Annotated in this window: 20 protein-coding genes; 10 read left to right on the forward strand and 10 right to left on the reverse strand. The window is 68.9% G+C overall.

The features are described 5' to 3' along the window. Nucleotides 1-79: 79 nt before the first annotated feature. Nucleotides 80-1,042: a peptidoglycan recognition protein family protein gene (locus H4W30_RS18655; protein ID WP_192743935.1), complete on the forward strand. Its 963-nt coding sequence runs from the start codon at nucleotides 80-82 to the stop codon at nucleotides 1,040-1,042. Here H4W30_RS18655 and H4W30_RS18660 read toward each other — a convergent pair. Then, nucleotides 1,032-1,814 carry an alpha/beta fold hydrolase gene (locus tag H4W30_RS18660; protein ID WP_192743936.1) on the reverse strand — a complete coding sequence of 261 codons (783 nt, stop codon included), beginning with the start codon at nucleotides 1,812-1,814 and terminating at the stop codon, nucleotides 1,032-1,034. The two genes, H4W30_RS18655 and H4W30_RS18660, sit on opposite strands and share 11 nt — an antisense overlap. Between H4W30_RS18660 and H4W30_RS18665 the strand changes: the two genes are divergently transcribed. Next, nucleotides 1,813-3,255, forward strand: coding sequence for a M1 family metallopeptidase (locus H4W30_RS18665; protein WP_192743937.1), 1,443 nt, complete (start codon nucleotides 1,813-1,815; stop codon nucleotides 3,253-3,255). The genes H4W30_RS18660 and H4W30_RS18665 overlap by 2 nt on opposite strands. 181 nt (nucleotides 3,256-3,436) lie before the next feature. Here H4W30_RS18665 and H4W30_RS18670 read toward each other — a convergent pair whose 3' ends face one another. Beyond that, nucleotides 3,437-4,654 (reverse strand): FAD-dependent monooxygenase, encoded by a 1,218-nt coding sequence (locus H4W30_RS18670; protein ID WP_192743938.1) that lies wholly within the window; start codon nucleotides 4,652-4,654, stop codon nucleotides 3,437-3,439. A gap of 40 nt (nucleotides 4,655-4,694) precedes the next feature. Here H4W30_RS18670 and H4W30_RS18675 point away from each other — a divergent pair, with 40 nt between their 5' ends. Together H4W30_RS18675 and H4W30_RS18680 are read left to right on the forward strand one after the other, a co-directional pair. Further along, complete coding sequence (locus tag H4W30_RS18675) at nucleotides 4,695-5,003, forward strand: antibiotic biosynthesis monooxygenase family protein (RefSeq protein WP_192743939.1); 309 nt, start codon at nucleotides 4,695-4,697, stop codon at nucleotides 5,001-5,003. After that, nucleotides 4,996-5,808 (forward strand): SIR2 family NAD-dependent protein deacylase, encoded by an 813-nt coding sequence (locus H4W30_RS18680; RefSeq protein ID WP_192743940.1) that lies wholly within the window; start codon nucleotides 4,996-4,998, stop codon nucleotides 5,806-5,808. Before H4W30_RS18675 ends, H4W30_RS18680 begins: the two co-directional genes overlap by 8 nt. Here the strand turns inward: H4W30_RS18680 and H4W30_RS18685 are convergent. After that, entirely contained in the window at nucleotides 5,805-6,770 is a 966-nt protein-coding gene (locus H4W30_RS18685) for an endonuclease/exonuclease/phosphatase family protein (protein WP_192744155.1), read from the reverse strand. The two genes, H4W30_RS18680 and H4W30_RS18685, sit on opposite strands and share 4 nt — an antisense overlap. A gap of 190 nt (nucleotides 6,771-6,960) precedes the next feature. On the opposite strand from H4W30_RS18685, the gene H4W30_RS18690 reads away from it, so the two are divergent. Then, the gene (locus tag H4W30_RS18690) at nucleotides 6,961-7,938 is read left to right on the forward strand and encodes an ATP-binding cassette domain-containing protein (protein WP_192743941.1); all 978 of its coding nucleotides are present in this window, start codon (nucleotides 6,961-6,963) and stop codon (nucleotides 7,936-7,938) included. Beyond that, nucleotides 7,935-8,726: an ABC transporter permease gene (locus tag H4W30_RS18695; protein WP_192743942.1), complete on the forward strand. Its 792-nt coding sequence runs from the start codon at nucleotides 7,935-7,937 to the stop codon at nucleotides 8,724-8,726. The genes H4W30_RS18690 and H4W30_RS18695 overlap by 4 nt, the downstream gene beginning before the upstream one ends. 61 nt (nucleotides 8,727-8,787) lie before the next feature. Here H4W30_RS18695 and H4W30_RS18700 read toward each other — a convergent pair whose 3' ends face one another. Further along, on the reverse strand, nucleotides 8,788-11,973 hold the full coding sequence (locus tag H4W30_RS18700; RefSeq protein ID WP_192743943.1) for a BTAD domain-containing putative transcriptional regulator: 3,186 nt from the start codon (nucleotides 11,971-11,973) through the stop codon (nucleotides 8,788-8,790). A gap of 196 nt (nucleotides 11,974-12,169) precedes the next feature. Between H4W30_RS18700 and H4W30_RS18705 the strand changes: the two genes are divergently transcribed. After that, nucleotides 12,170-13,585: a M1 family metallopeptidase gene (locus tag H4W30_RS18705; protein ID WP_192743944.1), complete on the forward strand. Its 1,416-nt coding sequence runs from the start codon at nucleotides 12,170-12,172 to the stop codon at nucleotides 13,583-13,585. A 91-nt stretch (nucleotides 13,586-13,676) separates the two neighbouring features. Beyond that, the gene (pcp, locus tag H4W30_RS18710) at nucleotides 13,677-14,312 is read left to right on the forward strand and encodes a pyroglutamyl-peptidase I (RefSeq protein WP_192743945.1); all 636 of its coding nucleotides are present in this window, start codon (nucleotides 13,677-13,679) and stop codon (nucleotides 14,310-14,312) included. Here the strand turns inward: pcp and H4W30_RS18715 are convergent, their stop codons facing one another. The 4 genes from H4W30_RS18715 to H4W30_RS18730 form a co-directional block, all read right to left on the reverse strand. Further along, nucleotides 14,313-16,073 (reverse strand): Hsp70 family protein, encoded by a 1,761-nt coding sequence (locus H4W30_RS18715; RefSeq protein WP_192743946.1) that lies wholly within the window; start codon nucleotides 16,071-16,073, stop codon nucleotides 14,313-14,315. It abuts the gene before it with no gap. Nucleotides 16,074-16,261: 188 nt separating this feature from the next. Then, on the reverse strand, nucleotides 16,262-16,600 hold the full coding sequence (locus H4W30_RS18720; protein ID WP_126730169.1) for a helix-turn-helix domain-containing protein: 339 nt from the start codon (nucleotides 16,598-16,600) through the stop codon (nucleotides 16,262-16,264). 1 nt (nucleotide 16,601) lies between these two features. Then, on the reverse strand, nucleotides 16,602-16,967 hold the full coding sequence (locus tag H4W30_RS18725; protein WP_126730168.1) for a type II toxin-antitoxin system RelE/ParE family toxin: 366 nt from the start codon (nucleotides 16,965-16,967) through the stop codon (nucleotides 16,602-16,604). A 440-nt stretch (nucleotides 16,968-17,407) separates the two neighbouring features. Beyond that, a complete protein-coding gene (locus H4W30_RS18730; protein WP_192743947.1) occupies nucleotides 17,408-19,966 on the reverse strand; it encodes an ATP-dependent Clp protease ATP-binding subunit in 2,559 nt (852 codons plus the stop codon). Between the two features lie 406 nt (nucleotides 19,967-20,372). Here H4W30_RS18730 and H4W30_RS18735 point away from each other — a divergent pair, with 406 nt between their 5' ends. Continuing rightward, nucleotides 20,373-21,131 (forward strand): (2Fe-2S)-binding protein, encoded by a 759-nt coding sequence (locus H4W30_RS18735; protein ID WP_225949380.1) that lies wholly within the window; start codon nucleotides 20,373-20,375, stop codon nucleotides 21,129-21,131. On the opposite strand, the gene H4W30_RS18740 is transcribed toward H4W30_RS18735, so the two are convergent. Next, nucleotides 21,128-21,706 carry a TIGR03086 family metal-binding protein gene (locus H4W30_RS18740; protein ID WP_192743949.1) on the reverse strand — a complete coding sequence of 193 codons (579 nt, stop codon included), beginning with the start codon at nucleotides 21,704-21,706 and terminating at the stop codon, nucleotides 21,128-21,130. The two genes, H4W30_RS18735 and H4W30_RS18740, sit on opposite strands and share 4 nt — an antisense overlap. A gap of 228 nt (nucleotides 21,707-21,934) precedes the next feature. On the opposite strand from H4W30_RS18740, the gene H4W30_RS18745 reads away from it, so the two are divergent. Then, nucleotides 21,935-22,774, forward strand: a complete 840-nt coding sequence (locus tag H4W30_RS18745) for an AraC family transcriptional regulator (RefSeq protein WP_192743950.1) — start codon at nucleotides 21,935-21,937, stop codon at nucleotides 22,772-22,774. Between the two features lie 6 nt (nucleotides 22,775-22,780). Here the strand turns inward: H4W30_RS18745 and H4W30_RS18750 are convergent, their stop codons facing one another. Continuing rightward, nucleotides 22,781-23,134: a histone-like nucleoid-structuring protein Lsr2 gene (locus H4W30_RS18750; RefSeq protein ID WP_005165380.1), complete on the reverse strand. Its 354-nt coding sequence runs from the start codon at nucleotides 23,132-23,134 to the stop codon at nucleotides 22,781-22,783. Nucleotides 23,135-23,231 lie beyond the last annotated feature (97 nt).

The following is a 23,231-nucleotide window of genomic DNA, read 5'->3' on the forward strand; positions in this document are numbered from 1 at the left end:
ACAAAAGTTGGTCAATGGTTGTCATCGGCGCGATGGCGGGTTAGTTTTCCGGCCAACGCGCATGATGGGAGTTTCGCCCGTGGCCGACTTCGACCGACGTACCGCGCTCAAGGGCGGCCTGACGGCAAGCGCCGTCGGGCTACTGGGGACAGCAACGATTTCCGCCGCCGACGCGGCGTCCGGGGTGACAGAACCTAAGATTTACGGAACGGCCGCGTGGAACGCGCGGCCGCCCAGCGGGACGATCGAGGTGCAGAACCACAAGCCGACGTACATCGTCGTGCACCACACGGTCGAACCGGGGAACGTCACCGACTACAGCCTCGAACACGCCTTCTGGGCGTCGCGTTCGATCCAGAATTTCCATATGGACACCCGTGGCTGGATCGACACCGGCCAGCAGTTCACGAACAGCCGCGGCGGGCACATCACCGAAGGGCGGCACCGCAGCCTGGAGATCCTGCGCGGCGGCACCCGGCACGTGCTGGGCGCGAACGTGGGCAACAACAACAGCACCTGCATCGGGATCGAGAACGAAGGCCTCTACAGCACGGAGGACGTCACGCCCGCGCTCTGGGACTCGCTGGTGAAGCTGGTCGCGTACATGGCTTCGCAGTACGGGATCTCGCCGGAATTCATCAAGGGGCACCGCGACTTCAACTCCACCGAATGCCCGGGCACCGTGCTCTACAACCGGCTTCCGGAGCTGCGCACCGAGGTCGGGAAGCTGCTTGGCTCCTCGTCGCCGAGGGTGGACCTGCCGGAGTGGCCGCTGCTCAAACCCGGCGACAGCGGGCCGCGGGTGCGGATGGCGCAGGAACTCCTGCGAGCACGCGGTTTCGCCGTTCCCGCCGATGGCCTTTTCGGACAGTCCACAAAGGACGCGGTCGCCGCGGTGGCGGCACGGCACGGGCTGGAGCGCGACGCCTGCGGCGCGACGGCGGTGACCGACGAGACCGGCTTCCTCGGGTCCGACGTCTGGCCCCTCATCGTCGGGTCCGGCACCGATCTCCGGGCGCTGAAGGAACGGCTCAACCGATGACGTCGGAGAGAAACGCTTCGACGGCGCCGAGGTAGGTTTCCGGCGCTTCGTCGTGCACCACGTGCCCGGCGCCTTGGACGACGATGTGCCGTCCGAGGCCGCCGGGCACGCGTGCGGCCAGCTCGGCCTGCTGTCCGTGGGGCATGGCGGTCCGTTCGCCTTCGATCGCGAGCAGTGGGCATTTCACGCGTTCGACGAACTCCCAGAAGTCGCGCCTGCCCCATTCGGCCGCGATCTCGTACAGATCCGGGAGCGAGGCGATCAGGTGGTAGCCGTCTTCGCGTTCCTCGACGCATTCGATGAAGTAGTCGCCGGTGTCGCCGAAGAACTCGCGCACGTGGGCCAGTGAACGGAACGGGACCGGCCACGATTCGAAGTACCCGCGCCAGGTGTCCACGGTCCGGCCGCGCTGGTCCGGCGCGAAGTCCTCGCAGACCACGGCGCGGACGAGGCCGGGATGCGTGGCCGCGGTGACCCAGGCGTGCAGGCCGCCCATCGAATGCCCGATCAGGACCGCGGGCTCGTCGAAGGTCCGCAGCACCGCGGCGACGTCTTCGGCGAACCGCTCGGTGCGCCATGGCCCGCCGCGCGGTCCGCGTCCGTGACCACGCGCGTCGAGGCCGTGGACACGCCCGTACGGCTGGAGCCTCCGCGCGACCCGCCACCACGTCGTCGCCCTGCCCATCAGCCCGTGCAGAAGGACGATCGGCGGCCCGTCGCCGCCGAAAGTGATCAACCCGTCGCGCTGGATCACCACTAAGCTCCCCTCCATGCGCAGCCGTGTCCCCGCCGCCGGTCTGGTCATGGGGGCCGTCTGCGCCCTGATTATCGGATGCACCGCCGATCCCGTTCCGGCCGCGCCCCCACCGCCGCCGCCGATGAACCCGGCTCCGGGCACTTCGGGCGCGGGCGATCCGTACTACCCGATGGACGGGAACGGCGGCTACGACGCGACCGAGTACCAGGTCGGCATCACCTACGACCCCGCGAAAGGGCGTCTCGACGGCGACACCACGGTGATCGCGAAAGCGACCCAGGACCTCGATCGGTACAACCTGGACCTACGTGGCTTGACCGTGCAATCCGTCGAAGTGGACGGGAAACCGGCGAAGTTCGCGCGCGAAGGCGACTTCGAGCTGGTGGTGACGCCCGCCGAGCCGATCCGCAATGGGACCGAATTCCGCACGAAGGTGCTCTACGGCGGCGACCCGTCGGCGACGCCCAAGGCGGGCGGCAGCGAGAACGGCTGGCAGAAGTCCAAGGACGGCGGCGCGTTCATCGTCGGCGAGCCGCATTCGGCGTCGTTCTGGTATCCCGTCAACGAGACCCCGCGCGACAAGGCGATGTTCACCCTCGCCGCGCGTACGCCGGACGGCTGGACCGTCATCTCGAACGGGCGTGAGATCCAGAAGACCTCGGCGAACGGCTGGACCACGACGTCCTGGCAGGAGCGCACGCCCGTGGCGTCGTATCTGACCACGGTGGCGATCGACAAGTTCACCGTCGACCGGATGTCGCTCCCGGACGGGACGCCGGTGGTCAACGCGTACGCGCCGGGTGCCGAGGACCGGCGCGACACCGGCAGGCGGCTGCCGGAGATCATCGGTTTCCTGAGCTCGAAGTTCGGGCCGTACCCGGTGGACGCGGCGGGCGGCATCTATCTCGACGAGGACATCCATTTCTCGCTGGAGACCCAGACCAGGCCGACCTACGCGAAATGGGCCGACCTGATCACCGTGGTGCACGAAACCGCGCACCAGTGGTTCGGCGATTCGGTGACGCTGAAATCGTGGTCCGACATCTGCCTCAACGAATGCCTCGCGTCGTACGCGCAATGGCTGTGGCAGGAGTCGCGGGACCACGAGAACCTGGACGACCGCTACCGCGCCGCCCTCGAGATCATGCGCGGCAGCCAGGATTTCTGGACACCGAAACTGGTCGACATGGGCGCCGGGCAGGAGTTCCACGGCGTCTACGACAAGGGGATCCTGGCCATCCACGCGCTGCGGCGGAAGATCGGCGAAGGGGCGTTCACGCGGCTGCTGAAGGAGTGGCCGGCGACGTACCGGAACGCCAACGCCTCCTGGGCGGATTTCGAGGCGTTCACGATCAAGCTTTCGGAGCAGGACCTGCGGCCGTTCTTCGACGCGTGGTTCCACGGCACGTCGATCCCGCCGGACGCCGAACTGCTGCCGGGCACTTTGCGAGGCTGACCACTCCCCGCATTCAGTCCTCTAGATGCGGCCGGCCCCTGCGCGGCGCGAGCGCGTTGCGAAAGCCACTTTCGCAACGCTCAAGGTTGCGAAAGTGGCTTTCGCAACCCTTCCCAGCTGACCGGGCCGCGGGCGCGCGTCGGCCGGGTGGGTCGAACACCCGCCCCACGCATTTAGTCCTCTAAATGCGGGAGGCGGGGTAGTCCGGCAGGTCGATGCCGTTCACCACGTCCCGCATCTTCCGCGAAGCCAGCGCGGCGAACGGCTTCAGCCGCATCACCCGCATCATCACGTAACGCATCCGCAGCGCGGCACGCGACTTCGCGAAGATCGACGCCGCGTTCTCCCGCCCCATCTCCTGCGTCTTCTCGACGAACTCGCGCATGACCGCCTCGTACCGTTTGAGCCCGGTGTCGAGGCCGGCGGCGAGCTCCCCGGCGAGGACGTACGCGCCGACGAACGCCAGGCTCGTGCCCTGCCCGGAAAGCGGCGAGGGGCAGAAAGCGGCGTCACCCAGCAGCCCGATGCGGCCGCGCGACCAGGACTCCATGATCACCTGCGCGCACGAATCGAAGTAGAAGTCGGCGGCCTCGTCCATCCGGTCCAGCAGCCAGGGCGCCTCCCACTCCATCCCGGCCGCGAACTCGCGCACCAGCGCCTTCTGCGCCTCGACGTCGCGATAGTCGTAGTCCACCTTCTCCGCAGCGAACCCGAAGTAGGCCATCGCCTCGTCGCCGTCGCGGACGGCACGGATCCCGGCGGACCGCCCGACGTCGTCGTAGCCGACGGCCCAGTTTCGCAGGCCCAGCCGGTTCGGCACGGTGAAGAAGGCCAGGTACGAGCCCAGATGCCGGACGAACCGGGACTCCTCGCCGAAGGCCAGCGCCCGCACTCCCGAGTGCAGCCCGTCCGCCCCGATGACCATGTCGTACGTCCGCTTCGCACCGCCGGCGAAGGTGACGTCGACACCGTCGGCCCGCTCGTCCAGCGCGGTGATCCGGTCGCCGAAGACGTACTCCGCCGTCTCTTTGGTCGCTTCGTAGAGCACTTCGGTCAGGTCACCGCGCAGGATCTCGATCTCGGCGACGACGCCGTCACCGTCGAAGTCGTCGGCGCGGATCGTGGCCTTCGTGCGGTTCTTGCGGTCGACGAGCGTCTCGCCCTTCGTGTCGGTGCAGGCGGCGCGGATACGTTCGTCCAGGCCCATCCGGCGCGCGACCTCCTTGGCCGTTCCGCGCAGGTCGACGGCCTGGCCGCCGGGGCGCAGCGAAGGCGCGCGCTCCACGACGGTCACCCGGAAGCCGTACCGGGCGAGCCAGAAGGCGAGCGCCGGCCCGGCGACGCTCGCTCCGGAGATGAGGATCTTGGTGTCGGCCACCCTTGGGAAGGTCCCACGCATCACATCGCGGCGCAAAAGAGTTTCGTCGTAGGCTGGCGGCATGGCTGTCGTGAAGATCAACGCGATCGAGGTCCCTGAAGGCGCAGGCCCCGAGCTGGAGAAGCGGTTCGCCGCGCGGTTGCACGCCGTCGACAACCAGCCCGGCTTCCTCGGCTTCGAGCTGCTCCGCCCGGTCTCCGGCGAGACGCGCTACTTCGTCTACACCAAGTGGGAGTCCGAAGAGGCGTACCAGGCGTGGGCGTCCGGCCCGGCGCGTGAGGCGCACGCGGGCGAGCGCGCGAAGCCGGTTTCCACCGGTGCGAACCTGCTGGAATTCGAGGTCGTCCAGGCTTCGAAGCCGGGTGAGTGAGCTCGAACGAGCCGCGGAACTGATCGACGGCGCCGGCGCGCTGCTCGTCTGCGCCGGCGCCGGGATGGGCGTCGACTCCGGCCTGCCCGATTTCCGGGGCGACGAAGGATTCTGGAAGGCATACCCGCCGTACGAGCGGCTCGGCATCAGCTTCGTCGAGCTCGCCGACCCGCGGCATTTCGCCGAAGACCCCGAGCTGGCCTGGGGTTTCTACGGGCACCGGCTCGCGCTGTACCGCGCCACCGTCCCGCACGACGGCTTCGGGCTTCTGCTGTCCTGGGGAGCGCGTAAACCGGGCGGCACCCGCGCGTTCACGTCCAATGTGGACGGACAGTTCCAGAAGGCGGGCTACCCGAGGGTCGCCGAGGCGCACGGATCCATCCACCACCTGCAGTGCCTCGACAGGTGCACCAAGGAGATCTGGTCCGCGGACGACGTCTCGGTCCCGGTCGACGAAGACAGCATGCGCGCGCTCGAACCGCTGCCGTCCTGCCCGCGCTGTGGTGGCCTCGCCCGGCCCAACATCCTGATGTTCGGCGACTACGACTGGCTCGGGCAGCGCAGCCAGGCCCAGCTCGACGAGCTGAACGCGTGGCGGCGCGAGTATCGCGACCTCGTCGTGGTGGAGCTCGGCGCCGGGCAGGCCGTGCCGACGGTGCGGCGATACTCGGAGCTGGCCAGCGCCGCGACCGGTGCCCTGGTCCGGATCAACCCGCGCGAGCCACAGGTCCGGCACGGCCGCGGCGTTTCCCTGGCGGCCAACGGCCTCGAAACGCTCATGGCACTGGACGCGCTGCTGGGCTAAGGCAGCACGATTTCCGCGTAGACGGCGTCGTGGTCGCTGCCCGGCGTATCCAGCACCTTGAAGTCCGCGATGGCCGTCCGCTTGTCCGCGAGCACGTGGTCGATCGGCACCGGCGGCACCAGCCCGTTCGTCCAGGTCCCCTCCAGTGCCTTCCCCAGCTGATCGGCCGCGTCCACGTAACCCCTGGTCAGCAGCTCACGGAAGAGCGCGTGGTCGAGGCTCGCGTTGAAGTCGCCCGCCAGGATCCGGATGTCGTGCTCGGCGTCGGCGTACGGCAGGTCCTTGGCCTCGTCGACCCAAGCGTGCCGGTCCCACATCGGCGCGGCCGGATGGACCGCGACGACCTCGATCCGGACGCCGTCCCCCAGGTCCACGCTCGCGCTGGGCTGCTTGTAGTCCGAAGCGCCGCTCAGTTTCAGCGGCGTGAGCGGATATCTCGACACCAGCCCGGAGCCCGACGCCCACTCGGCCGGGTGCAGCACGTGGTACGGCAGGACCTGGAACAACCCGGCCCGTTCGAGTCCCGCGATCGCCTCGGGTGTCATCTCGGTCAGGCTCAGGACGTCGACTCGATGCTCCTTCACGTAGCCGACGATCCGGTCCGGATCCGCCTGCCCGCCGAGCATGTTCGACGCCAGCACGCGCACGTGCTTCCCGTCGAGCGCCTTCTGCTCGTTCGCGAACGCCCGTGGCAGCACCAGGGACGCGATCGTGCAGGTCAGCACCAGCGCGACCACGCCGATCCACCAGCGGCGGAGCCCCAGCGCGAGGACGGCGAGCACCAGCGTCGCGATCCCCGCGTACGGCGTGAGCGCGAGCGCCGCGATCGTGTACGTGTTGCCGTCGTAACCCACCAGCCGTAACGCCGTCAGCACCGCGAACGGCACGACCGCCCCGATGAGCAGCCCGCTGACCAGCTTCCGCCCGGCGCCTCGGGGCACCACGCGTTCTTCGATCACCATGCCGTCGAGTATGCCGATCAAGAGCGTCTCGGTGATCGTCTCCACAACACCTTCACAACCTCCTCACACCGCGTCTACCAGCGCTTATCGGCACTTGTCAGGCCTTGTCAGCCGCTGCCAGCGCGCTGTGCGCGGTCTGCCAGGCCGGAGGCGCATCTTGATCGGCGGGGCGAGATCCACAGGAGGAACGATGACTCACGCGATCAGGGCCGAGGGCCTGGTCAAACACTATGGGGAGACGAAGGCGCTCGACGGGGTCGATCTGGAGGTCCCGGCGGGCAAGGTGGTCGGGGTGCTGGGGCCGAACGGCGCGGGGAAGACGACCGCCGTCCGGATCCTGGCCACCTTGATCCGGCCGGACCGCGGCCACGCGAGCGTCTTCGGCTACGACGTCGTCAAGAACCCGATGGCGGTCCGGAGCATGATCGGGCTGACCGGGCAGTACGCGTCGGTCGACGAGGACCTTTCCGGTACGGAGAACCTCGTCCTGATCGGCAGGCTGCTGGAGTTCTCAAGGTCGGACGCGAAGAAGCGCGCGGCCGACCTGCTGGAGCGGTTCGAGCTCACCGACGCCGCCGGCCGCGCGATCAAGACCTACTCGGGCGGGATGCGGCGGCGGCTCGACCTCGCCGCGAGCCTGGTCGGCCGTCCCAAGGTGCTGTACCTGGACGAGCCGACCACGGGGCTCGACCCGCACGCCCGCAACGAGGTCTGGGCCGTGGTCCGGACGCTGGTCGCGGACGGTACGACGGTGCTGCTCACCACGCAGTACCTGGAGGAGGCCGACCAGCTGGCCGACACGATCACCGTGTTCGACCACGGGCACGTCGTGGCCAACGGGCGCGCCGACGAGCTCAAGCGGCGGACCGGCGGCCAAACGCTGCAGGTGCGGCCGTCCGCGCTCGCCGACCTCGACGCCGTCGAGCGCATCCTGGCCGGGCTCACCGGGGTCCGGCCGAACCGGGACGACGACACCGGACTGCTCACCGCGCCCGTCGCCGACCCGGTCCTGCTGTCCACTTTGGTCCGCAAGCTGGACGAGGCCGGGATCACCGCGGACGAGCTGGCGCTGCGGCTGCCCAGCCTCGACGAGGTGTTCCTCGCGCTGACCGGCAAGAAGACCGACGAGTCCACAAAGGACACGACTCCGGAAGGGAGCCTGGTATGACGACTATCGCGGCGCCACGGCGCGTCTCACCGTCGAGCGGCGTTCGGCACGGGCTTTCCCTCGCCTGGCGCGGCATCCTGAAGATCCGCAAGAACCCGGAGCAGCTGGCCGACGTCACCATCGCGCCGATCATCTTCCTGGTCATGTTCGTCTACCTGTTCGGTGGCGCGATCATGGGCAGCACCGAGGGCTATCTCCAGATGATCGTGCCCGGCATCATGGTGTTCAACATCCTGCAGGCCAGCATGACCGTCGGCGTCCAGCTGAACACCGACGTCACCAAGGGCGTGTTCGACCGGTTCCGCGCGATGCCGATCGCCAGGTCCGCGCCGCTGATCGGCGCCGTGCTCGCCGACATCGTGCGGTATCTGGTGTGCCTGGTCGTGCTGATGGTCGTCGCGACGATCATGGGCTACCGCGTCCAGACCGGGCCGGCCGAGTTCGCGCTGGCGATCGCGCTCGTCATCGCGTTCGCGCTGTCGTTCTGCTGGGCATCGGTGTTCGTCGGGATGCTGGTGAAGAGCCCCGGCGCGGTGCAGGGCCTGATGTTCGTGGTGCTGATGCCGCTGACCTTCGGCAGCAACGTCTTCGTCCCGACCGGCACCATGCCCGGCTGGCTGAAGGCGTGGGCCGACATCAGCCCGGTGACGCAGATGTCCGACGTCCTGCGCGGGCTGATGAACGGCGGGCCGATCGCCGGCCCGCTGACCGGTTCGCTGATCTGGATGGCGGCCGCGATCGCGGTCTTCTTCCCGCTCGCCACTTGGGCTTACCGGAAGCGCGTCTGACGGGGGTCAGGGGGAACGCGCGTGAAGGGCTCCTCGCCTCTGCCGGGCGAGGAGCCCTTCTTCACGCGCTCGCTTCCTGGCAGATCCAGGCGACCAGGTCCGGACGCGACAGGCCGGCGTCCTGGACGAGGAGCTCTTCGTAGCGCTCCTCGCCGAAGTGCTCGCGAAGGTCGTCGATGAGCTGCCGGATGCCCGGTTCCCCGAGGTCCAGCCTGCCGCGCAACAGCTTCGCCGCGCCGAGCAGCCGGACGGCCGCCTCGGGCCTTCCCTGCCGGAACCGGATCAGGCCGCAGACCTCCACGATCCGGCCGAGGTCGGGCATGTCGCCGCGTTGCGCGGTGGACTTCACGACCACCGCGGCCCCGCGCTCGGCCGCGTCCAGGTCCCCGGCGGCCAGCGCGATCTCGGTGTCGATGTATCCACCGAATTCGTCGCCGAAGAGGCCCGGCATCGGCACCGTCGCCATCCGCTCGCGGAACCGGACGCCGACCGCGCGTGCCTCGTCGATCCGCCCGGCGCGGCTGAGCAGATCGGCCTTGCCCACCAGCACCATCACCGCGAGCTGGTCGTTGCCCGTGTCGATCGCGTAGCGCTCCGCGTCGCGCATCTCGCGCATCGCCGTCTCGAGGTCGCCGGCCCGCGCGTACTCCGTCGCGAGGCGCCAGCGCTGCTGGATCACGTCGTCCTGCGAGCCCAGTTCGAGCGCGAGGGCGAGGCCTCGCCGGTACAGCGCGATCGCGGCGTCGTGATCACCCGACATCGAGATGTCGCTCGCCTTCATGCCCACGGCCATCGCGGTGCCCCAGCGGTCGCCCACGGCCGTGAACCCTTCGTAGGCCTTGTCCCTGGCCTTCTCCGCGCCCTCGGGGTCGCCGTCGTCGGCGAGCAGGAAGCTCTGCGCCCACGACCCCGCCGACCTGGACCACGGGTCCGGGCTCGCCAGCGCCCGCTCGACCTCGCGGTGCGCCAGTTCCTTGTTCTGGCTGAAGAAGGCCAGCATGGGCAGGCCGATCGCCAGCCCGGCGAAGCGGGTGTGCGCGTTCGTCCGCACACAGTCGTCGATGAGCTCCCGCACGGCTTCGGGGTCGCCGACGCCGGGCACCATGCCGGAGATCGCCCGCATCGCCCGGAACGCGGCCGCGAAGTCGTCCTCCAGCCGGTCTCCGAAGGTGAGCACTTCGTCGACGAAGGACTCGCCCCGGTCGTTGTCGCCTTTGACCAGCCAGTACCAGAAGGTGCCGCCGAACAGCCGCGTCGCCATTTCCACGTCACCGGCGTCGATTGCCTGGCGGAGCGAGGTCACGATGTTGCCGTGCTCCGCGTCGTAGCGCGAGATGGCGACGAGCTGATCCGCCGTCCGCAGCATCGGCTCCAGCCGCTCGGCGAGCTGGGCGTAGTAGCGGTGGTAGGCCTTCGTGAGCTGTTCTCGCTCTTGGGCTTCGTCGAGCCGTTCCGCCGCGTAGGCCCGGATGGTCTCCAGCATGCGGTAACGCGGCTCGCCGTGGTCTCCGGCGATGGCGTCCACAATGGACTTCTCGACGAGCGAACCGAGGACGTACAGGACGTCTTCGGCGGGCAGGCCATCGCCGGCACAGACGCTCTCGACCGCTTCCACCTCGGCGCCGCCCCCGAAGACCGAAAGCCGCCTGGCGAGCACGCGTTCGGCGTCGTCGAGCAGGTCCCAGCTCCACTCGACGACGGCCCGCAGCGTGCGCTGCCGCGGCAGCGCGGTGCGGCTGCCCGAGGTCAGCAGGCGGAACCGGTCGTCGAGCCGCCGCGAGATCTGCGCGACGGTCATCGACCGGAGCCGCGCGGCGGCGAGTTCCAGCGCCAGCGGCATCCCGTCCAGCCTGCGGCAGATCTGCGCGACGTCGTCCACAGTGGACTCATCGAGCACGAAGTCCGGGCGGACGGCGGCCGCCCGGTCGACGAACAGCCGGATCGCGCCCGCCTCGGCCGCTTGGGAAACGGTCGGCGTGCCTTCCGGGACGGACAGCGGGCCGAGCGGGCACAGCGTCTCGCCGTCGATGGCCAGCGCTTCCCGGCTCGTCGCGAGGATCCGCAGGGTCGGCACGCGGCGCAACAAGGTGTTCGTCAGCTCCGCGGCCGCGTCGACCAGATGCTCGCAGTTGTCCAGCACCAGCACCGATTCACCGGCGCCGAGCGTCTCCACGACCCTGGCCAGCGCGTCCACCGGGCGGCGCATCGGATCGCCACCGTGTGAAAGACCGAGATCCCACAGCTCCAGTGCGGCGAAGACCGCGCCGGGCAGGTCTCCCGGGTCGCGGACGCCGGCGAGCGGCACGAACCAGACGCGTCCGCGCGCGTGCGCCGGATGCCGCGTCGCGACCTCGGTGGCCAGCCGCGTCTTCCCGGCGCCGCCGGGCCCGACCAGCGTCACCAGCCGCGCACCCGCGAGAAGCTCGGCGACCAGCTTCAACTCGTCGTCGCGGCCGACGAAACTGGTGAGCCGGACCGGGAGATGATCGGCGGCCGCGGGCGGCGGGCCGAGTTCACCGCGCAACGCGGCGAGATGGATCTCCCGGAGTTCGGCCGACGGGTCGACGCCGAGCTGATCGGCCAGCGCCGCCCGGACCTCCTCGTAGACGGCGAGGGCGTCGGACTGCCGGTCCGCCGCGCACAACGCCCGCATCCACAGCCCGGCGAGCCGTTCACGCAGCGGGTGCCGCGTGGCCGCCTCCTTCAGGTCCGCGAGCACCCGGTCGTGCCCGCCCAGCCGGATCTCCGCCTCGAAACGGTCTTCGGCGGCTTCGAGGCGCAGGTCCTCGAGCCGGGTCGCCGGTGCCTGCGCGAAAGGGGCATCGAGCACGTCGGACAGCGCCTGACCACGCCAAAGGCCGAGCGCTTCGGCGAGAATGGCGGCCGCTCCGGCGTCCCGGCCTGCCGCCAGCTCCGCGCGCCCCTCCGCCGCCAGCCGCTCGAAGCGGCACACGTCGACGTCCTCGCGGGCGACGTCCAGGCGGTATCCACCCGGCCCCGAGTCCAGGGTGACGTCGTCGGCACGCAGCACCTTGCGCAACCGCGAGACCAGGGATTGCAGCGCGTTCGCCGCGTCGGCGGGCGGCTCCGCGCCCCAGAGACCGTCGATGAGGGCCAAGGCGGGGACGGCGCGGCCGGGGTCCAGCGCGAGCCTGGCCAGGAGCATGCGGAGGCGGGCACCGCCGATGTCGACCGGGGTGCCGTCACCGGCCTCCGCTCCGACCGGGCCCAGCAGCGTCACACGCACGACCCCCAGCTTTCCAGAAGCCGCAAATGGATAGCCCGACCAGGCTGCGTCTTTCAGAGCGCGCTCTCGGACTCCAGACCTCGATCAGGCGACGGAAGTGGGGATTATCCGGGCACGAAGGATCTTTCCGGGCGGACGGCCGAGGCCACGGCGCTACGTTCGTGACCGAGTCACCGCCGATCGACTGGGAGCGTGAATGAGGTACCGGAGTACGGCCGTCATCGCCGCCGTTCTGGCCGCGAGTGTCCTCGGCGGCGGGACCGCCCTCGCCGACACCGGGAAACCCGGCGCCGACGGCGCGGGCGACAGCTACTACCCGCAGGACGGCAACGGTGGCTACGACGTCGCCGACTACAACCTGAAGATCGGCTACGAGCCCGCCACCAGGCAGCTCACCGGCCACCAGACGATCACCGGCCGGACCACCCAAGCGCTGAGTTCGTTCAACCTCGACCTGCGCGGGCTCACTGTCGACTCGGTCAAGGTGAACGGGCGGAAAGCGACCTTCACCCGGACCGGCGACCACGAACTCGTGATCACCCCGGCGCGTTCGCTGCGGAACCACGAGCGGTTCACCGCCGAGGTCGCCTACCACGGCGTCCCGCAGCCGATCGAGGATCCGGCGCTGGGCGAGAACGGCTGGCAGTACGCGAAATCCGGCGGCGCGTTCGTCGCGGGCGAGCCGAAATCCGCGACCACGTGGTACCCGGTCAACGACACCCCGCGGGACAAGGCGACCTTCCACCTCGCCGTCACCGTGCCCTCGGAATGGGGCGTCATCTCGAACGGCCGCGAGCGCGGGAAGTTCGCTTCGGGCGACAACACCACGTACGTCTGGGCCGAAGAGACCCCGGCCGTGCCGTACATGACGACGGTCGCGATCGACAAATGGGAGTTCGAGCGGACGAAGCTGTCCGACGGCACCCCGGTCGTCAACGCCTACGCCCCCGGCACCCCGGAGTCGACCAAACAGGCCGAGGCGCGGCTGCCGGAGATCATCGACTTCCTGTCGTCGAAGTTCGGGCGCTACCCGGTGGACGCGGCGGGCGGCATCTTCCTCGCCGAGCCGATCGGGTTCTCGCTGGAGACGCTGAGCAGGCCGATCTACTCGGGCGCGGCGGGCAACGTCCCGACGATCGTGCACGAGAACGCCCACCAGTGGTGGGGCGATTCGGTCGCCGTCGACAAGTGGAAGGACGTCTGCCTCAACGAATGCTTCGCCTCGTACGCGGAATGGCTTTGGTCGGAGGCGAAGTCGGGGCAGGACCTCAAGGCGCGCTACCTGACCGCCGTGCAGAAGGCGACGGACCGCTTCTGGGCCGGGAAGCTGTACGACATGGGGCCCGGCAACGAGTTCACGTACGTGTACTCGAAGGGGCCGGTGGCGCTGCACGCGCTGAAGAACTACATCGGCACGGCGCCGTTCGACCGCATCCTGAAGACGTGGCCCGCCATCCACCGCGACGGCAACGCGAGCCTGCCGGAGTTCCAGAAGTTCGCCGAACGCGTCGCGCACAAGAACCTGCAGGGCTTCTTCGACGCGTGGTTCTACGGCAACACCAAACCGGCACCCGAGTTCCTCTACCCGGGGGACCTCAAGCCGGCCGCCTGACCTTCCCCCTCGTGAGTGGCTAGGACGGTTAGAACCGTCCTAGCCACTCACGAGGACCAGGCTGACCAGCGTCACACGTTAGGGTGAGGGCATGACGTCAGTGCTCCTCACCGGTTTCGAACCGTTCGGCGGTGAGCGGGTGAACCCGTCGTGGCAGGCGGTTTCCCTGCTCACCCGCCGCCGGCACGACACCGTCGCCGTCGAACTGCCGTGCGTGTTCTCGCGTTCGCTGGTCACCCTGCGCGACGCGATCGACGAATACCGGCCGGAACTGGTGATCTGCGTCGGCCAGGCGGGCGGGCGTCCCGACGTCACCCCGGAGCGGGTCGCGATCAACCTGATCGACGCCCGCATCCCGGACAACGCGGGCTCGCAGCCCGTCGACGTCCCGGTGATCCCCGGCGGGCCGAACGCGTACTTCACCACGCTGCCGGTGAAGGCGTGTGTCACCGGGATCAAGGCCGCGGGGCTCCCGGCGTCGGTCTCGCACACCGCCGGGACGTACGTGTGCAACCAGGTCTTCTACGGGCTGATGCACTTGCTGGACAACGACTTTCCCGGTGTTCGCGGCGGTTTCGTGCACGTGCCGTACACGCCGGAGCAGGCCGCGCGGACGACCGCGCCGAGCCTGGCCGTGCACCGCGCCGCCGAGGCACTGGAGATCATCGTGGAGACCGCGCTTTCGGTGACCGAGGATCTCTCGACACCGGCGGGCACCCTGCACTGATCAAGGTTTGAGCTGCGCGGTGAAGAACTCGACCATCTCCGCCGTCGTCCGCGCGGAGCCGTCGCTGCGGGTCGAGACGAGCATCGCGCTCAACGGCGCGTCCTCGGTCCCGAAGAGCACGATGCCGCTTCGCGCGCCCACGCCCGCCAGGTAGCGCCCCCGAAGCCCGTCGGCCGCCCAGGTGCCTTCGACGGGTTTGCCCTTGGTCATGCGCTGCCGGACGCCGTCCTCCAGACCGGTCATCGCGACGCCCTGGTAGTAGTTGATCGCGTTCGATCCCTTGTCGTCCTTGAACACGCAGGTGACCGCGGACGCCGCACCCACCGTGGTGGCGGCGTCGGGCGCGTCCCGGCACTCGTCCCGCTGCGGGATGACGGCGGCGATCCGGCGGAGACAGTCCGTGAACCCCTGCGCGTCCTTCGGCCCGGGCTGATCGCAGCTCACCGGCTGCGCCGGGGCGGGCGCGGCGACCGGCTCGTCTTCGCCGCCGCTGAGCAGGACGATCGTCGTCACGATCGCCGCGAGGGCGAGCGCGACGACGCCGTAGGTCGTGGGCTTCTGCCAGTTCCGGCCCGGCGGTGGCGGCGTCCAGCGTGGTGGCTGCGGACGTTGTTGCCGGACCGGCGGTTGCTGAACGGGCTGCTGCCGCACCGGCGGCGCGACCGGCGCGAAGGCGGGCACCGTCAGCTGCGAGTCTTCGCCACCGGCCGGCACGTGGTGCAGCCCGAACGCGACGGCCGTCTCCGGCTGATCCTGCGTGGTGGGCGCGATCTTGAGCTGATTCGCCAGCAGGCTCGCCAGCAACGGCATCCGGCTCGGCCCGCCGACGAGGTAGACGCCGCCGAGGCGGTCCGGGGACAGCCCGGCACGGCGGATCGTGGTGGCCAGAAGCTCGGCGCTGCGCAGGAAACTCGGCCGGACGAGCGCCTCGAGCTCCATCCGCGTCACCCGCACGTCGCCGAACGGCTCCGGCATCGGGATCTCGGTCTGCTGATGGCGGGACAGGCTTTCCTTGGCGTCGCGGACGTCCTGCAGCAACGACCGGCGCGTCCGGCGGTCGCTGACCGACTGCGGGCGCAGGATCCGTTGCCAGCGCGCGGGTTCGGAATGCGAAACCTCACGGCCGATGTGCACCAGGAGCGCCTGGTCGATGTCGAGACTGCCGAGGTCGGGCAGCCCGTCCTCGGCCAGCACGGCGAACCCCTGTGCGCTGACCCCGACCACCGCGCAGTCGAAGGTGCCCGCCCCGAGGTCGTACACCGCGATCGGGCCGGGCGGCCGGTGACCGTTGTTGAGCGAGGCGTAATGCGCGGCGGCGGCGACCGGTTCGGGAATGAGCATCGTCGTGCCGAAACCGGCCTTGAGCGCGGCGTCGCGAAGGATCTGCTTGCGATCCGGGCCCCAGCCCGCGGGATGCGAGATGCGCACCTGGGCGGGCGGACGCTGGAGTATGAGCTCGGCCTCTTCGCCGACGCGGCGCAGGACCGCGGCGAAGGCGTCGGCGATGGGAAGCGAGACGTCACCGAGCTGGAGGGCACCCTCGTCGATGCGCCGCTTCGGATTCGCCTCGAACCGGCTCGGATCCAGCCGGGCCCGGCGTTCGGCGTCACGGCCGACGAAGACCGTGCCGTCCTTGTCGGCGTAGATCGCGGACGACATCGTCACCGACCCGTCGATCTCGACGACCTGCGTCCCCCTGCCGTGGATCGAAAGCACCCCCACCGTGCTGGAGGTACCGAAATCGATCGCCAGAACGTCCACCTGACCCCCTCCCGGACCCGAAGGGCATCGTCTCACGTCGCCCGATCACGCGAGTTCCGCCTCTGATCACGCGAGTTACGCCTACAAACACGCGTGTTCGCTCTTCAATCACGCGAGTTCGCCATCCGCGCACGGCGGGCATTCCGCGGGGAAGTGCCCAACCAGCGTGGTCGGGATATCGGGCCGGGTCAGACGGCGGTGGAGATGGTGACGTCGTGATCGTCGAAATCGGCGACCACGCGCATGCGGCCGCCCAGGGCGACGATGTACCGGCGGAGCGTGTCCAATTCCATCTGGCTCGGATCACCCTGCTCCAGCTGGCTGATCCGCGGCTGGCTGACGCCCATTCGCTTGGCGACCTCGGCTTGGCTCAATCCGACGTCCTCGCGAAGCCGCGACAGCCGGAAGCCGAGGATGTACGCCTGAGTGGCTTCTCGTGCCTCGGCCCGCGCGGCTTCGACGTCGCGCCCCGCCTCACGGTCCGCGGCGAGCTTTTCGGCCTTGACCTCTTTCCAGGACCGACCCATTTCAGCCTTCCTCCATCGCGTCCAGGTGTTGCCGGTATCGCTCCTCCGCGATCGGGATGGTGATGTCGTACCACCGTTTCCAGTTGCCGGCCTTGTCACCGGCCACCAAGAGCACGGCCTTGCGCGCCGGATCGAACACGAACAAGATCCTGATCTCGGTTCGCCCGGCAGACGCCGGGCGCAACTCTTTCAAGTTGTGCCTGCGCGAGCCACTGATCCGGTCGACCAGTGGCCGCCCGAGCCGCGGTCCTTCACGAGCCAACATGTCGATCGCCTCTTCGACCCGGTCGGCCGTGCGCGGTTCTTCGCGACACAGCGCCGCGAACCAGCGATCCACTTCGTCGTGAAGTTCGATCTCCCACTGCATCAGGCGACCATAATGTAGACCTTATATCGATCAGGGCGCGAAGGCCAGAGTTCCTACGAAGGTGCGCTTCCGACGCTCGACACCGGCCGGTGTTGCGCAGCCGCAAGGCGTCACCCCTCGCGAGCCCACACCTCCTGCCGCGATAACCCGCGCTCGATCGCACGACTTCCGCGTCCAATCACGCGAGTTACGACTCCAAGCACGCGAGTTCCGCTTCCAATCACGCGAGTTACGCGCCCAATCACGCGTGTCGTCCACCTGATCACGCGAGTTGGCCATCCACGCACACAGGCCTCTGTGCGGGAAAGGCGTAACTCACGTGATTGAACGCGTAACTCACGTGACTGGAAGGCGAACTCGCGTGATCAGAAGGACGACACGAACGCGAAAGTGCCCGCCGCGGCGAACCCGCGACGGGCACTTCCGGAACCGAAAGGGACTTACTCGCCCTCGGTTTCACCGTTCTCTTCGGTCGAGCCGGCACCGATGCTCACCGGCGGGGCGTCCGGGACCGACGAGGGCCGGGCTTCGCCGCGGAAGACGAAGTGCGCCTTGTCGTCCTTCTCGCCCTCTTCGTCGTTCCAGCCTTCGACGTCGACCAGGATGATCTGGCCGGGCTGGACCTCGCCGAACAGGATCTTCTCCGACAGCTGGTCCTCGATCTCGCGCTGGATCGTGCGACGCAGCGGCCGCGCGCCCAGCACCGGGTCGAAGCCGCGCTTGGCGAGCAGCGACTTGGCCTTGGGCGTGAGCTCGAGCTCCATGTCCTTGGCCTTGAGCTGCGTCTCGACCCGGGCGATCATGAGATCGACCATCTCGATGATCTGTTCCTTGGTCAGCTGGTGGAAGACGATGATGTCGTCGATCCGGTTCAGGAACTCGGGCCGGAAATGCTTCTTCATTTCCTCGTTGACCTTTTGCTTCATCTTCTCGTACCGGTTGGCGGTGTCGCCGCCGGACGAGAACCCGAGCGAGACGGACTTGGAGATGTCCGAGGTACCCAGGTTCGAGGTGAAGATGAGCACGGTGTTCTTGAAGTCGACCGTACGACCCTGGCCGTCGGTGAGACGGCCGTCTTCGAGGACCTGCAGGAGCGTGTTGTAGATCTCCTGGTGGGCCTTCTCGATCTCGTCGAACAGCACCACCGAGAACGGCTTGCGCCGCACCTTCTCGGTCAGCTGGCCGCCCTCTTCGTAGCCGACGTAGCCCGGAGGGGCACCGAAGAGCCGCGAAGCGGTGTACCGGTCGTGGAACTCGCCCATGTCGATCTGGATGAGCGCGTCGTCCTCGCCGAACAGGAACGCCGCGAGCGCCTTGGACAGCTCGGTCTTACCGACACCGGACGGGCCGGCGAAGATGAACGAGCCGGAGGGGCGCTTCGGGTCCTTCAGGCCGGCGCGGGTGCGGCGGATCGCCTGGGAGACGGCCTTGACCGCGTCCTCCTGGCCGATGATCCGCTTGTGCAGCTCGTCCTCCATGCGGAGCAGACGCGTGGTCTCCTCCTCGGTGAGCTTGAACACCGGGATACCGGTCCAGTTGGCGAGGACCTCGGCGATCTGCTCCTCGTCGACCTCGGCGACGACGTCGAGGTCGCCGTCCTTCCACTGCTTCTCCCGCTCGCCCTTCTGACCGAGGAGGGTCTTCTCCTCGTCACGGAGGCGGGCGGCGCGCTCGAAGTCCTGCGCGTCTATCGCGGACTCCTTGTCCCGGCGCACGTCGGCGATCTTCTCGTCGAACTCGCGCAGGTCCGGCGGCGCGGTCATGCGGCGGATACGCATCCGGGCGCCGGCCTCGTCGATCAGGTCGATCGCCTTGTCCGGGAGGAAGCGGTCGTTGATGTAGCGGTCCGCGAGGGTCGCCGCCTGCACCAGCGCGCCGTCGGTGATCGAGACACGGTGGTGTGCCTCGTACCGGTCACGCAGACCCTTCAGGATCTCGATCGTGTGCTCGAGCGACGGCTCGCCGACCTGGATCGGCTGGAAGCGGCGCTCCAGCGCGGCGTCCTTCTCGATGTACTTGCGGTACTCCTCGAGCGTGGTCGCGCCGATCGTCTGCAGCTCACCACGGGCCAGCATCGGCTTCAGGATCGACGCGGCGTCGATCGCGCCCTCGGCGGCACCCGCGCCGACGAGCGTGTGCAGCTCGTCGATGAACAGGATGATGTCGCCGCGGGTCTTGATCTCCTTGAGCACCTTCTTGAGGCGCTCTTCGAAGTCACCGCGGTACCGGGAACCGGCGACCAGGGAGCCGAGGTCGAGGGTGTAGAGCTGCTTGTCCTTCAGCGTCTCGGGCACCTCGCCCTTGACGATGTTCTGCGCGAGCCCTTCGACGACGGCGGTCTTGCCGACGCCGGGCTCGCCGATGAGGACGGGGTTGTTCTTGGTGCGCCGCGACAGCACCTGCATGACCCGCTCGATCTCTTTGCCCCGGCCGATGACCGGGTCGAGCTTGCCTTCGCGGGCCTGGACGGTCAGGTTGCGGCCGAACTGGTCGAGCACCAGCGACGACGACGGGGTGCCTTCACCGCGTCCGGAGCCGGTCTCGGTCGACTCCTTGCCACCCTGGTAGCCCGACAGCAGCTGCAGGACCTGCTGACGCACCCGGTTGAGGTCCGCGCCGAGCTTGACGAGCACCTGTGCGGCGACGCCTTCTCCCTCGCGGATCAGCCCGAGCAGGATGTGCTCGGTGCCGATGTAGTTGTGGCCGAGCTGCAGCGCTTCGCGCAGGGACAGCTCAAGCACCTTCTTGGCCCGCGGGGTGAAGGGGATGTGCCCGCTCGGGGCCTGCTGCCCCTGGCCGATGATCTCCTCGACCTGCTGGCGGACGCCCTCCAGCGCGATGCCCAGCGATTCCAGCGCCTTGGCGGCGACACCTTCACCCTCGTGGATCAGACCCAGGAGGATGTGCTCGGTGCCGATGTAGTTGTGGTTGAGCATCCTGGCCTCTTCTTGGGCCAGGACGACCACCCGCCTCGCGCGGTCGGTGAACCTCTCAAACATGTGCACTCCCTCGACTGCTGCGACGGCGGCCCGTTTCCATCGTGCTTTCACCGCGATGGATTCAGCACCGTGAGACCACTCTAGTAGCCATGCGGTCGCGCTGGCGTACCACTACGGCTGATTGCGGCCCGTTCGCGCCCCGGCCGTTCTCCGGCCGTGCGCTCTTTCATCTTCCGGTTGCCCTGCACCTTTACGTCAAGCCCAACGTGCGAAGGCGCGCTCGGATTCCGCCGGACGAGGGTTGTCCGCTGAGCGCGAACACGGGTCTGCCCAGTGGATGGACACCCGTCCGGAGTAGTCACGGACCGTATGTAAGGTAAGGCGTACCTAATGACGGGAGGCCGGTGTGTCACGACACTACGCTCTCGCGTCCCCGTCGAACGGGCTCCGTGCTTCCCTCTCCAGGATGCCCGAGGACGCCCGTCTCCGCGCGGACGTCCCGGCGGACGAGCCGGGCTGGGTCCGCTGCGGCGACCTGCTCGGTGAACCGGCTCGGCTCGTGCGGTGGCGGGAGCGGCTCACCGACTGGCTGGCCGAGACGTATCCCGAGGCGGCCCGGATCCCCGAGCGGACCCCGGCGAGCTGGATCCTGTCCTGGTACCTGCACGTCCCGGCCCTCGCCGGCGCGATGCTGCTCCATCACGCACGCCGTGTCCCGTCGCTGGCGCCGTCCGCGCTGGCGTTCCGGATCGGCGCGGACCGGCCCCATCCCGATTCGGTGGCCGTCCTCGGCGAAACGTTCCACTGCCTGCCCACGGACCCTGGCTCGGCACACCCGAGGGCTGTCGTGGTGCGGGACGAGCGGGCGCTGGCGACGGTGCTGCGGGGCAGGTTCGTCGCCCACGCGAGCCGGTTCATCGACGTCTACGGGCCGCTGACAAGGCTCGGCCGTCGGCAGTTGTGGGCGGCCGCCACGGACGCGCTCGACAACGCGCTGTGGTCGGCGGGGCGCCTCGGCGGGACGCCGGAGTCCGAGGGCGCCGGCGTCGCGGACGCCGCCCTGGTCCTCGAAGCCCGGTTCCCGCCGCTGACCTCGCCGTCGAAGCTGACGCTGGCCACGGGAGCCGACGGACGCCGCGAATGGACACGAAACCGCGAGGGCTGCTGTTTCAACTATCTGCTTCCCGCGGAATCGGAATGCGACGGCTGCCCGAGAGTTCGTTAAGGCGTCCAGCCGGGATTGCGGCCCGTCGCGCCCAAGGCGCGCTCGAACGTCGTCGCGTCGTCCGCGACCGCCACTTCTTCGCCGTACACCTTCATCGCGCGCGCCTGATCGCCGATCTCCAGCGCGATGGCGTACACGGCGTCGGCGACTTCGGGGAGGACGGAGAACTCCGCGCCCGTCGCCCTGGCGAGGTCCCAGCCGTGGAAGACGAACTCGTCCAGCACCATGTATCCCGCCATCGACGCGGGCATCGGGTCGCCGAAGGTGGTCTGCCCCTGCCACGCCTCCGGCGTCCCGAAGACGTCCACGAGCCGCGCGGTCTGCTTCTCGATGTCGGCGAGCCATCCGTCGCCGACGAGGTCCGCCTCGGCCTCGCCGGAGGACACCTCGGGCGGCGCCGCCTTGCGTCCGGCGGCTTCGAGCCAGGGGCCCCAGTAGAGAAGGTGGTTCAGCAACGCACGGACGTCGTATTCGGCGCACGGGGTGCGGGCGGAGAGGTCGGACTCGCCGATCCCGCGCAGGATTCCGGCGAATTCCGCGGCGGCGGGGGCGATCAGGGCAGCGTGTTCGGACATGAGGGCATGAGTTCACGGAACCCGGCGCGCTGTCTTGAAGAAACGCGACAGGGTTAGGCCGTGCCCGGTAGCTCTGTCCGCGGTCTTCGCGCCCAGGCGGCCCCTGGTGGCACGGGCGGTCCAGCCGAGTACGACCCGGTACGAGGCCGAACCGCCCGCACCACCAGGAACCACCTGGATCACGAAGACCATCGAACAGACCTACCGGACACGGCCTAAGTTGAGCCGGTGAGCGGGCACCGGATCCCGGCGGGGATCGTCAACGCGCGGCAGGCGAAGTTCAGCCTCGTCCGGCATCGCCCCGCGCCGGAGCTGCGCCCGTTCGTCGACCACCACTGGGTGCTGCGCTGGGACCTTGGCGGCCGGCCATCCCAGGAACAGGTGGTCCTGCCCAATCTCGCGGTGAACGTCACGTTCTTCCGCGACGCGGCCGGCGCGTTCGGCCCCGGGAAACGACCTTTCCGCTACACCGTCGCGGGCACGGACCACGGTATCGGCGTGCGATTCCGGCCGGGGGCTTTCCGGGCATTCCTCACCGGTCCGGTCTCGATGATCTCCGGCGGTTCCGTTCCGCTCACCGATCTCTTCCCCGGCGCCGAAGGAGTGACGGAATCGGTACGGAATGCGACGGACGACTTCGAAATGGTCCGCCGCTGCGAGGAACTGCTCCTCGCGAAAGATCCGGTGCTGACCGCCGCCGCCAGGACGGCCGTCGAAGCGGTGGAAACAATCGCGGCCGATCCGGCCATTACCAGAGTCGGCGAGCTGTCAAGCCGGACGGGCCTGTCTCAGCGAAGCCTGCAACGCCTGTTCGCCGAACATGTCGGCACCGCCCCCAAATGGGCGATTCAGGTATACCGCTTGAACGAGGCGGCGGCACGGATCGCCGCCGAGGAACGGCCGGACTACGCGGAACTGGCGACCGTGCTGGGCTATAGCGACCAAGCGCACTTCACCCGGGATTTCCGCTCCGTGACCGGATGGGCGCCCACCGAGTACGCCCGCTTGAACCGTGTACAAGAACAAGAAAGCCGCCGGGAACGGATTCCCGGCGGCCGTCAGGTCTGAAAGACCTCAGTTCTTCTTGTGGTAGGCCTCCACGACCTCGGACGGGATACGTCCGCGGTCGGAAACCTGGAAGCCGTTCTTGCGGGCCCAGGCGCGAATGGCCTGGTTCTGCTCGCGGTCCACGGTCGCGGGACGGGCGGCGGCCTTCACGCCGGCGACCGGACGAATGGCGGTGCGCTTACGGCCACCCGCGCGACGGGCGTGCTCCACATACTGGGCCAGCGCGTCACGAAGCTCTTCCGCGTTTTCCGCGGAAAGGTCGATCTGGTAGCTCACACCGTCCAAACCGAACTCGACGGTCTCTTCCGCCTCAGTGCCGTCGAGGTCGTCGACGAGCGAGACGAGCACCTTCTGTGCCATCTGTTTCCTCCTGCTGGGGGCTTACACGAATGATCTGGTACGGGGCATGCCCCGGACAGAAGACTTTGTCTAGCGACATTAATACCCGCTACCGAGA

The organism is Amycolatopsis roodepoortensis (assembly GCF_014873915.1).
Lineage (GTDB): Bacteria > Actinomycetota > Actinomycetes > Mycobacteriales > Pseudonocardiaceae > Amycolatopsis > Amycolatopsis roodepoortensis.